General features: G+C 38.8%; 8 protein-coding genes. 2 read left to right on the top strand and 6 right to left on the bottom strand.

Going from position 1 to position 10,777, the window contains the following annotated elements; all coding sequences use genetic code 11:
* Positions 1–168: 168 nt before the first annotated feature.
* The gene (locus H6F62_RS19865) at positions 169–1,005 is read left to right on the top strand and encodes a TniB family NTP-binding protein (protein WP_137909566.1); all 837 of its coding nucleotides are present in this window, start codon (positions 169–171) and stop codon (positions 1,003–1,005) included.
* Positions 1,005–1,529, top strand: coding sequence for a TniQ family protein (locus tag H6F62_RS19860; RefSeq protein ID WP_190372797.1), 525 nt, complete (start codon positions 1,005–1,007; stop codon positions 1,527–1,529). The genes H6F62_RS19865 and H6F62_RS19860 overlap by 1 nt, the downstream gene beginning before the upstream one ends.
* Positions 1,530–1,602: 73 nt before the next feature.
* Here the strand turns inward: H6F62_RS19860 and H6F62_RS19855 are convergent, their stop codons facing one another.
* The 6 genes from H6F62_RS19855 to H6F62_RS19830 form a co-directional block, all read right to left on the bottom strand.
* Positions 1,603–4,626: a type I restriction endonuclease gene (locus H6F62_RS19855; protein ID WP_190372796.1), complete on the bottom strand. Its 3,024-nt coding sequence runs from the start codon at positions 4,624–4,626 to the stop codon at positions 1,603–1,605.
* Positions 4,623–5,312, bottom strand: a complete 690-nt coding sequence (locus H6F62_RS19850; RefSeq protein ID WP_190372795.1) for an HNH endonuclease — start codon at positions 5,310–5,312, stop codon at positions 4,623–4,625. The genes H6F62_RS19855 and H6F62_RS19850 overlap by 4 nt, the downstream gene beginning before the upstream one ends.
* Positions 5,299–6,540, bottom strand: a complete 1,242-nt coding sequence (locus tag H6F62_RS19845; protein ID WP_190372794.1) for an AAA family ATPase — start codon at positions 6,538–6,540, stop codon at positions 5,299–5,301. Before H6F62_RS19845 ends, H6F62_RS19850 begins: the two co-directional genes overlap by 14 nt.
* A 190-nt stretch (positions 6,541–6,730) precedes the next feature.
* Positions 6,731–8,050: a restriction endonuclease subunit S gene (locus H6F62_RS19840; protein ID WP_190372793.1), complete on the bottom strand. Its 1,320-nt coding sequence runs from the start codon at positions 8,048–8,050 to the stop codon at positions 6,731–6,733.
* Positions 8,047–10,068: a class I SAM-dependent DNA methyltransferase gene (locus H6F62_RS19835; RefSeq protein WP_190372792.1), complete on the bottom strand. Its 2,022-nt coding sequence runs from the start codon at positions 10,066–10,068 to the stop codon at positions 8,047–8,049. The genes H6F62_RS19840 and H6F62_RS19835 overlap by 4 nt, the downstream gene beginning before the upstream one ends.
* A gap of 175 nt (positions 10,069–10,243) precedes the next feature.
* The gene (locus tag H6F62_RS19830) at positions 10,244–10,417 is read right to left on the bottom strand and encodes a hypothetical protein (protein ID WP_190372791.1); all 174 of its coding nucleotides are present in this window, start codon (positions 10,415–10,417) and stop codon (positions 10,244–10,246) included.
* Positions 10,418–10,777: the final 360 nt, after the last annotated feature.

The following is a 10,777-nucleotide window of genomic DNA, read 5'->3' as shown; positions in this document are numbered from 1 at the left end:
TTTTAATGATATGTATTCTCATTAAGCTTATTTCTCTTTAATTGATCGTTAGTTATTATGTACTACTATCTCTGCTTTTTTGATCTGTGACAGTTCAGGGTGCGGAATGTGGGTTTTAATTCAATTCACAGATTAATTTTATTAATACCTATCCAAACAACACAAATTATGAAAGACGATTATTGGCAGAAATGGGTACAAAATTTATGGGGACATGAACCAATTCCAGAGGAATTACAGCCAGAAATTGAACGTCTCCTGACTCCCAGTATTGTGGAATTAGAGCATATACAAAAAATCCATGATTGGTTAGATGGGTTGCGTCTTTCTAAACAATGTGGTCGCATTGTTGCACCTCCACGAGCAGGTAAGTCGGTTACTTGTGATGTATATAGACTATTAAATAAGCCACAAAAAAGAGGAGGGAAAAAAGATATTGTACCTGTTTTGTATATGCAAGTTCCAGGAGATTGCTCATCGGGTGAATTATTAGTTCTGATTCTGGAAAGTTTAAAGTATGAGTCAACTACGGGAAAACTTACTGATATCAGAAGACGGGTACAAAGACTACTCAAAGAATCTAAGGTGGAAATGCTAATTATTGATGAAGCAAATTTTCTCAAGTTGAATACTTTTAGTGAAATTGCCCGAATTTACGACTTGCTGAGAATTTCCATTGTTCTTGTAGGTACGGATGGTTTGGATAATCTAATTAAAAAAGAGCCTTACATTCATGATCGATTTATAGAATGTTATAGATTACCATTAGTATCAGAGAAAAGATTTTCTGAATTAGTAAAAATTTGGGAAGAAGAGGTTTTATGTTTGCCTCTCCCTTCTAATCTGACAAGAAATGAAACTTTATTACCTTTGTATCAAAAAACCAGTGGAAAAATTGGTTTAGTAGATCGGGTATTGAGAAGAGCTTCAATTTTAGCTTTGAGAAAAGGATTGAAGAAAATAGATAAAGAGACTTTAACTGAAGTTTTAGATTGGTTTGAATAATGGAAATTGCTGCGGATGAACCTCGTTTTTTTGAGGTAGAACCCCTGGATGGAGAAAGTTTAAGTCATTTCTTAGGTCGTTTTCGCCGAGAAAATTATTTAACCTCTAGCCAGTTGGGTAAATTGACTGGACTCGGTGCAGTTATTTTACGTTGGGAAAAGTTGTATTTCAATCCTTTTCCTACTCGACAGGAGTTGGAAGCTTTGGCTTCTGTGGTGGGAGTTAATGCTGATAGGTTAATAGAAATGCTCCCATTTCAGGGAATGACGATGAAACCCAGACCAATTAGGTTATGTGCTGCTTGCTATGCCGAAGTTCCTTGTCATAGGATGGAGTGGCAGTTAAAGGATAAAATTAGATGCGATGGCTACGCCGGCCAAAGGCATCGCCATAATTTACGTTTATTAATAAAGTGTACTAATTGTGAAACTCCTTTTTCTATTCCCGCAGATTGGGTACAAGGGGAATGTTCTCATTGTTTCCTGCCTTTTGCAACGATGGCTAAACGGCAAAAGCGTGATTAGGAAATTTAAAAACAGCAAGAAATAGACGTGAAAACGCTCTCTTTTTGTTTTTATTTGGAAAAATCTTATAATTTTATCCACTCTTAGTTATCCTCTTATAAACTTCCCTAACTAACCAATCTGCAACCACCTTCTGAAAATCACTATCATTCATATAACGGGCAAAAATCACTTCATTTTGATCTACTCTTTCCACAAACAAAGACTCTAACATCTGACTAAAAAGCAAACCAAATTTATCAGCAGAATTTACCCGTGCAGCTTGTTGTAATTCATCGGAACTTGCAGCAGTTTCCACAATTTGATCAAAAAATAATTGATCGGCTTGGTTAAAATCAGTTCCAAAACGATTATTAATAATCTCAATTAACTGTGATAATTTAACAGTATTTTCTCTAGCAATAGCTGTTCCAATATCCTTTGGCCCATCCAGAGGATGAGCATTACTTTTCCTTAACTCTATTGAACCTTCACTAATTTTCTGGAGACGGTAATACTCTAGCTGGACTTCGCTATCAAAATCATACTGCGCTTCCTGGGGACGACGTGGCAATTTAGATGATAGATAACGCAGAAAAATGTAAAGTCGTTCTAAATCAGAATCTTGGTAGGGTATAATCTGACTCAAAAAACTGTACAAATTCCGAAAAGCTGTGAGTTTTTTCCGCCAAACTTTCGCTTCCTCTGGTTTCTCGTTATTAAAAGCACGAAAGCGATCAACTGCTGGATCTAGTGCTGCATTCATCCCTTGATGATCAGCCGGACTTTGACGCTGTTTCGGTTTAAAATAAATTTCGCAAAACCTTTCAACTTCTTCATGTAGATATATTCCTAAAGCCTCAAGTTCGCTTTGGAGTTGGTACAGTTGTTGAGGATCTGCTTCTATTCCTAATTCTGCCCCTTCATAAAACTGCTGAAATGCTTGGCGAATTTCTTCGCAGTCGTTCACAAAGTCTAAGACAAATGTATCTTCTTTCCTGGGGTGAATGCGATTGAGTCGAGAAAGGGTTTGTACTGCTTGAATACCTGACAGTCGCCTATCAATATACATAGTATGTAGCAAAGGTTGATCAAAACCAGTTTGATATTTTTCCGCTACGAGTAAAACCTGATATTGATTAGTAGCAAATTGTTCTGGCAATTCTTTCTCTCGAATGCCTTGATTCATTTCCTCTTCACTGTAGGTTTTGTCTTTAATTTTGTCGTCTGTGACTACACCAGAAAAAGCTACCAGTGTTTTGATCGCATAGCCTTTTTCTGTGATGTATTTATCAAAACTCTGTTTGTAGCGCACTGCTTCTAAGCGAGAGCTAGTTACTACCATTGCTTTGGCTCTACCACCAATTTTATGCCGGGTAAAGGTGTTGAAGTGTTCCACCATTATTTCTGTCTTCTGGGCAATATTATGGGGGTGTAAACGCATAAAACGAGCTAGGGAACGGGCTGCGTTTTTGCGTTCGACGTTGGGATCGTTGTTACTGGCTTTAATTAGGTTGTAGTAAACTTTATAGGTGGTGTAATTCCGCAAAATATCTAGGATAAAGCCTTCTTCTATGGCTTGACGCATGGTGTAGCGATGAAAAGGCTCTCCTTGACGACCAAAAAATTTGAGAGTTTCATGTTTTGGTGTGGCTGTAAAAGCAAAGAAACTCAAGTTAGATTGATGGGAACGTTTAACTAAATTGCGGAAAAGTTCTTCTAAATGTTCTAGTCCTTCCTCTTGGGCGCGGTTACGTGCTTCTGCTTGCAATGCTTGTCCGCCTAATACCCCTTTTAACTCGGTGACGGTTTCCCCTGATTGGGAACTGTGTGCTTCATCTATAATCACAGCAAAGCGACGGGTAGGCAAAATACCGCTACTTTCTTCGTTGCGTTCTTCTGCTAGTTTGATTAATTGGCGTGTGACAAAGGGGAATTTCTGTAAGGTGGTGATGATGATGGGAACGGCACTTTCTAGGGCTTGCGCTAACTGTCGGGAGTTATCGTCAATTTTTTCTACAACCCCTTGACGGTGTTCAAATTGATAAATGGTGTCTTGTAATTGCTGGTCAAGGACGCGGCGATCGCTAATTACTATGACACTATCAAAAACACGCTGGTTTTGTTCATTGTATAAAGATGCAAGGCGATGAGTCAGCCAGCCTATGGTATTACTTTTACCGCTTCCGGCTGAATGTTCAATTAAATAATTTTGTCCTACACCTTCACCCTTAGCCGCATCTACCAATAACCGCACAGCCTGAAGTTGATGATAGCGGGGAAATATCATGGTTTCTTTTTTGAATTTGCGCCCATCATCGTCTCGTTTTTCTTCTGTTTGTAAATGTAGAAACCTGGCTAACAGGTCAAGTAAACTATCCCGTTGTAAGACCTCTTCCCACAGGTAAGCTGTGCGGTAATTACGTCCTGCTGTGTCTGGTGGATTACCTGCCCCGCCATCGTATCCTTTGTTAAAGGGCAAAAAGTGGGTAGCTTCTGCCGCTAGGCGTGTTGTCATCCAAACTTCTTCGGTATCAACGGCAAAATGTACTAAGGTGCGGCGTTTAAACTCAAAGATAGTTTCTCTGGGGTCACGGTCTTTACAGTATTGCTGTTTGGCATTTTCTACTGTTTGCCCTGTGAGGGGATTCTTTAGCTCTAGGGTGATAACTGGAATACCATTAAGACTGAGGGTGATGTCAAGGGAACGTTTTTTTTCCCGTTCACTGTATTCTAGTTGTCGGGTGATACCCACACAATTGGCAGCATAACGGGTTTCTAAGTCTGAGTTGAGTTTGTGAGCAGCTTTGAAGTAAGCTATCCGCAGGGTGCGACCGTAGCATTTAAACCCATGACGTAGGGTATGTAGTAAGCCGTATTTGTCCAGCCATTTACACAGGTCTGTGAGGACTTGTTCACCTGTTTTTTCTTTGTGCAGTGCTTCTAGTTTTTTCCACTCTTTGGGTTGAGTTTGTTGGATAAATGCGATCGCTATCTTGGGAAATAGGGCGCGAGTGCGATCGAATTTATCTGTAATTTTTACATAGCCATGACTGAGAAGGTGATTTTCAATCACGCTTTCAAATGCTGTTTCACCATAACGCGAAATTACAGTCACAATCTTCCTCCCAGTCGGCTAATAGCTAAACCTGAAATATCAAAGCAATCTAAGGCTGTACCTTTGAAGCCACTAATTAAGCGACAACGCATATCTGGATCTTTTTCAAAAACTTTCATCCATATAGAAAACAATCCCCGACTTATAGCGAGTTCAACTATCAATTCGCGTATGTTTTGCGTATCCTCACTTTGTAACCTTGTTAATTGAGTTTGTGCAAGATTCCAAATTTCATTTCGTTTTTGCCAACGCTTATCTTTAGGAGTTGGGCATTTTTTCTTATTTGGATTTCCAGGGTCTCGATCTAGACCAAATGTTTCTATTGTCCTTTGAGCTATTAATTGATTTATAGAATTTAGAGCAGGATGAGTTACAACTAAGCCACCCGCAAGATAATCAAATGCTAGAGAGGTATTATCGGAATCAGGCCAAAAATACTCATCAGGGTCAATATCCTGATCTCCTTTACAAGAATTACAGTTCACGCAGCCAAGTAGAAAATTTGACCACTCATTACACAGAGTTGGAACTTTTGATTTGGGTTGAATATGCTCAACTGCAAGGTTAGTTTCTATTTGGCGTTCACAATAACTGCAATAGTCGCCAATTCTTTCAATTAAATCGTTCTGGGCATCCTGGTATTTAGAATAAGTAATTGCCGCAGAACCTTTATCAACTGGGCGCATGATCGTCTCTTCCAAGAATAGTTTCGCGTTCAACCTTGAGTAATGCCATGTACGTTGGATCATCACTAAATGGAATTGTTAACTCGTCAAGCTGACGCTTTAGAGTTTCTTGTTCTTCGGGTGAAGATGGTTGTGTAGTGCGTAAAAGCCGGAAGTAGTCTTCAGCTACTCTCATCATCTCTTTATACCGCTCACTCTTTTGTGGCATCTCTACACCCATTACATCTTCAGTAATATCCTCAATACTTTTATCTGCGTATTCTGCTTCAAAACTTTTTGGATCAAGATTTATTAATTGACCATCAACAAGCGATTGAATGATAAATGGTGAGTGGGTACTAGCTATGAACTGACAACTGGGAAATGTTTCAGTTAGTTTGTATACAATGTTTCGTTGCCAGCGTGGGTGTAGATGTAAGTCTAGTTCATCAATTAGAACAACGGCTTTACCATTTTCTAGGGGATCTTCTAAGTAGGGATTTGCTTGACAAAGCCTTCTTGCTAGGTCTAGTACCAATGCTAATAAACCACGCTCACCGTCTGAAAGTTGTTTAACGTCTATAGTTTCTCCATATTTATCAAGAAGTAATGTAGTCTTGGGTTCAGCAACCGCACGTAAATTAGTACACCAGTCTAAAAACCTTGTCACAACGTCTGCCATTACTTTAAGGCGTGACTGTGCAAATTTTGCCTCTTCATCCAAAAGAGCATCCTGTACTAACCACCATTCGGCAAATTCGCAAAGACGCAGCATTCTATGAATTAATGCTTCTGCAAAAGCAGCAGAATGATTACCCGTACTACTTTTCTGATTCAGCACTTTTTCAATAGGTACAGAACGGCGTGTAGAAAAATAAACTACCAGTGGTTGTTCATCAGCATTTTTTAAAGGTGTGAGAATATTCTGGTTATTGGGCTTAAGTTCAACTTTATGACTTTTGCCCCTAGTAACATTACAGATAAAAGGAATGTCAAACGCTTGAAATTTAAGCTCAACAGCAAGTTGATCTCGCCCCGTCATGATGTCATCAACTTCAAAGTTAATGCGTTTATCTTGATACACAGTAAATTGGGGTAAAACTCTTGACATTGCAATCCGCAAAGCATCAAGTACACTAGATTTGCCTACACCGTTAATACCAACGAGTAGATTCATACCCGGTTGAAACTCAAAGGTTGCTTGCTCAAAAGCACGAAATTGAGTGAGAGTCAGAGATTTAATTTCCATGGTTATAATACTGTCACAGCAATCTGTTCAGTAATTTTTACTGTAATTAGTACAGCGATATGCTGACTTTAACAGTTTATAGCCATTACAGCATATTGGGATCATGTATCAATTAAATTTTACTTTTCTTAAAGAATTGATTTATTAAGTGAAGTGAAAAATAAATATTGACTAATATTGACTAAGTATATTAGGCTGTCACTTTAATTTGTCCCGTAACTGCTGCTGTAATTAGTGCGGTGCGACGCTCCTGTAAAAGTTCGATAGTGCGCTTTGCTGCAACGGTCAAATTATCTAGCTTTAAAACGTTAGCTTTGATGTGATCAACAATTTGATTTTGTTCATCTATAGGTGGAATTGGAATCCAAAGGTTTGTTACTATCTCTTGTGAAATATTTTGCATAGAATTACTAGCGCCTGTTGCATCACGTTCAAATTCAAATCGTCCAGCTATTGAACGCAAGTAAAAAACTAGATATTCAGGGTAAAGTCTATTCCCGTACATTTTTAAACGATATAATTTATCACAAAGTATTAACTTAGAACGAACTTGATCAACTAGCGCAGCACTTCCTACTAATTCAGTGGTATTTGCTCGACTGATGAGAATATCACCAGGTTTGATTTCGTATTCTGTGAGTGGTTTGAGATCCGTAGGGAGACGTTTATTTTCGTCAGGATTAAATTCCCAAGCATTGACAGCACCGACTTTAAGAACACCCCATTCATCTTCATCAGCAGGAAAGTTATCACATTGTGGGGACCAACCTTGCTCAATTTTGGCAATATGATATTTTAGGTGTTCTACTTCCCAATGTTGTGGAATATTTCCAATCCATTCAATACCAGAATCACGCATAGGAACATCAGGATTTAACCCACAAGTGATAACATTAGTAATTAAGGATTGACGTTTTTCTGTTAGTAAATCAAGCAGACGTTCTTTAGCTGAAATGAGTTTGTCTATTTTGACAGTTTCATGATCAAGATAATTTGCGATCGCTTGTTGTTCAGATAGTGACGGACAAGGTATATAGTGCGATTTAATTTTTTCTGCATTCAAATTGGGTTGACCACCACCGCTTGCAAGACTCAATAGATAGTCTCTTGATGCTTGAAGAGCGTATGAGACATATTGAGGCTCAAAACAAATCGGTTCTGCTAATGCACAGATAGCCTGATTAACACAAGCAGGTACGCCCAGAATGGCTACTCGTCCTATAGTTGCACCGTACATTGCAATTAAAACTGTATTTTTGGGGAATATTTTTAACGCTGAAAATTCTGCTACTGCTAGTTCGCTAACTGTTTGTGTGGTAGAGGTAATACAATTTTCCCTTAGTTCTGATGTAGTAACCCAAGGTATAGAACCGCCAAAGTATTCTTCTTGTCCTGTAGGTGGTGTTGTTCCACTCCCAATCAAATTAAACCCATACTTAATAGGTATAAATTGCCAATCTTGGGGTATTTCACCCCAGTAATCTGCTGAATAAAATTGTGTACCATTCAAATTAACACCTCACGTAATAAACTCATAAACTCTTCCTCCATTTGCTTAATATCAGCATCAATTTCAGCCAAAGGTCGCGGAGGAGTGTACTTATAAAAATGCCGATTAAAATTAATCTCATAAGCACTGCGAATTTTATCACCATCTGCCCAAGCATCATTTACGTGCGGTTCAACCTCATGACAAAAATAATCCACAATTTCATTTGTTAAAGAGATATTTTCAAAATCTCTTAATTGGGTATCTGGCTCATACATCCGCTCAATTTTGCCCTTAGCATCTCGAAACCAACCCCAAACACGGGCATTAGGTTCATTAGTTGCTTTACGTTCTTTGAAAATAACTCTCTCAGATTCTACATTACGCTCTGTAAACACATCTCTAAACAGCTTACTTTCTGCCTTTTTCCATTTACTACCACGCTGCTTAATTAAAGCATTCATCAACTTATCAAACTCACTCCAATTAGGACGGGGTTCTCTTCCTAATTCTCTATCTATTGCTTGTACATCATCTAACAAGTGAGGAACAGCATCTAAAAATCTGCTTTTGCGTTCCACATCCATTTGGTAGAGCAAACGTAACGGTCTTTCAATGGGAACACGATGATAACCAAAATCTTCATTATCAAAAATCTTGCTGGTTTCACTTTCCTCAAATTCCCCATAGTCCCGCACCACAGCCGCAATATCTTCTTCACCCATATAACGGCGTTTATCGCCCAAACTACGGCGCATGGGTAGCCAACGAGAGCGAGAGTCTATTAATTGAATTTTACCTTTACGGTGTTTTTGCTTGCGATTAGTAACAATCCAAATATAAGTACCAATACCAGTGTTATAAAACATTTGCTCTGGTAAAGCTATAATCGCTTCTAGCCAGTCATTTTCAATCACCCATTTACGAATTTCACTTTCACCACTACCCGCACTACCAGTAAACAAAGGTGAACCATTGAAAACAATAGCCAAACGTGAGCCATTTTTCGCCGCTTCTGGTTGATATGGCTCAAACTTACTAATCATGTGCTGTAAGAATAGCAAAGAACCATCATTAACTCGTGGTGTACCTGCGCCAAACCTACCAGCAAAACCAAATTTTTCGCTTTCCCGTTGTACTTCTTTTTGTTGTCTTTTCCAGTCCACACCAAAGGGGGGATTAGCTAAAAAATAATCAAAATGTTCACCAGAATATTGATCATTAATTAATGAATCACCATAACGAATATCACTTTTTTCATTACTTTTTAATAATAAATCTGAAGCAGCAATAGCATAAGCACGGGGGTTAAAATCCTGCCCAAATACATATAATGTTGCAGTTGAATGATTCTCACGTAAATAGGTTTGGGCTTCTGCCAGCATTCCACCAGTACCACAAGTGGGATCAAGTAGTTTGCGAATAATCCTTGGTTGAGTTAAAATATCATCATCAGGATCAAACAAAATATCTACCATTAAGCGAATCACTTCTCTTGGTGTAAAGTGATCACCTGCTGTTTCATTAGCTGCTTCATTAAATCTGCGAATTAGATCTTCAAATAACAACCCCATACCGATATTATCAACAGCATCAGGATGGAGATTAATATCACAAAATTTAGAAACTACGAGATAAAGAATATTAGCCTCGCGCATCTTTTCAATTTCGGCAGTAAATTCAAATTTCTCAAAAATTTCATAAACGTTTTTTGAGAAACCTTTAATATAGCTAATAAGATGTTGATCTATATTGTCAGGATCACCTTTAAGCTGCTGAAAATCTAGTTCTGAACGATTATGAAAACGCTGCTTTGCTACTTTGTTAAGCATTGCATCCAGGGCTTCATCCTTAAAAGTATCCTTCCGTTTGTGATATTCTGCTAATACTTGGGGTTTAGTTGAAGCAAGCACACAGTCAAAGCGACGCAACACCGTCATTGGTAACATTGCACGCTCGTATTGCGGTGGCCGATAAGGACCCCGTAACAAGTCAGCAATTTGCCAAATGAAGTTGGAGAGTTGGTGATGTTCTTTCATTATGCGTCTGTTATTGATCTGCCTATTATATCCACATTTCAGGTAAGCGGAACGTAATACTAAAACAGATTGCACTGGCAATGGCACTATGTCAAGGGTGAGGATGGTGGAATGTCTGAGATTGTTGGGAATTGTGAGATGATGCGATCGCTCACTTTACTATAAGCATAACCCTTTAACTCCCCTGTGACTTACCACCACTAGGGGAATCTTTTTTTTGTAACCAATCTTTTATGGCCTCTGCTAAAGCCGCAGTTTGCGTCACTTCCAGCCGCGCACAGGCAATTTCAAAGGCGATTTTTATGTCTTTAGGGACTCTTCCCCTCACTTCTCTAGTTTCTTCTGTCATCCTAATTTTAAAGCCTTGGCTTGCGGTTTTTATTTTTGCACAGTCTTTGAGAAAAAAATCATTTGCGCTATTGCGTCATTACGTCATTGCGCTATAATTAGGGAAGGTAAAAAAATCAAAGACACTATGAGCGTTATTACAATTCAATGTCGCTTAGTTGCTGATGAAAGCAGCCTCCTTGACATACTCACCGTCCTAAAGGAGCGGGGAAACACTTGACGCTTCACTGACTGACGCTAACCGTTGCTAGTCTTATTCTGTCTCTGCGTCCGTTTAGAGCCGTGGCAATGACCTATCCCGGCTTTATTTATATTTTTAGCAGCATTTTCATCTCGGTCGTGTTCAGTTCCGCAATTTAAA

Origin of the sequence: Anabaena sp. FACHB-1391 (assembly GCF_014696755.1) — a bacterium.
Classification (GTDB): domain Bacteria; phylum Cyanobacteriota; class Cyanobacteriia; order Cyanobacteriales; family Nostocaceae; genus Dolichospermum; species Dolichospermum planctonicum.
This window is presented reverse-complemented; position numbering and strand designations above follow the sequence as displayed.

What these genes read in the sequence shown, in the direction of transcription:
- H6F62_RS19865 (WP_137909566.1), top strand. Translation starts at nt 169, where the DNA reads ATGAAAGACGATTATTGGCAGAAATGGGTACAAAATTTATGGGGACAT.
- H6F62_RS19860 (WP_190372797.1), top strand. Translation starts at nt 1,005, where the DNA reads ATGGAAATTGCTGCGGATGAACCTCGTTTTTTTGAGGTAGAACCCCTG.
- H6F62_RS19850 (WP_190372795.1), bottom strand. Translation starts at nt 5,312, where the DNA reads ATGCGCCCAGTTGATAAAGGTTCTGCGGCAATTACTTATTCTAAATAC.
- H6F62_RS19845 (WP_190372794.1), bottom strand. Translation starts at nt 6,540, where the DNA reads ATGGAAATTAAATCTCTGACTCTCACTCAATTTCGTGCTTTTGAGCAA.
- H6F62_RS19835 (WP_190372792.1), bottom strand. Translation starts at nt 10,068, where the DNA reads ATGAAAGAACATCACCAACTCTCCAACTTCATTTGGCAAATTGCTGAC.
- H6F62_RS19830 (WP_190372791.1), bottom strand. Translation starts at nt 10,417, where the DNA reads ATGACAGAAGAAACTAGAGAAGTGAGGGGAAGAGTCCCTAAAGACATA.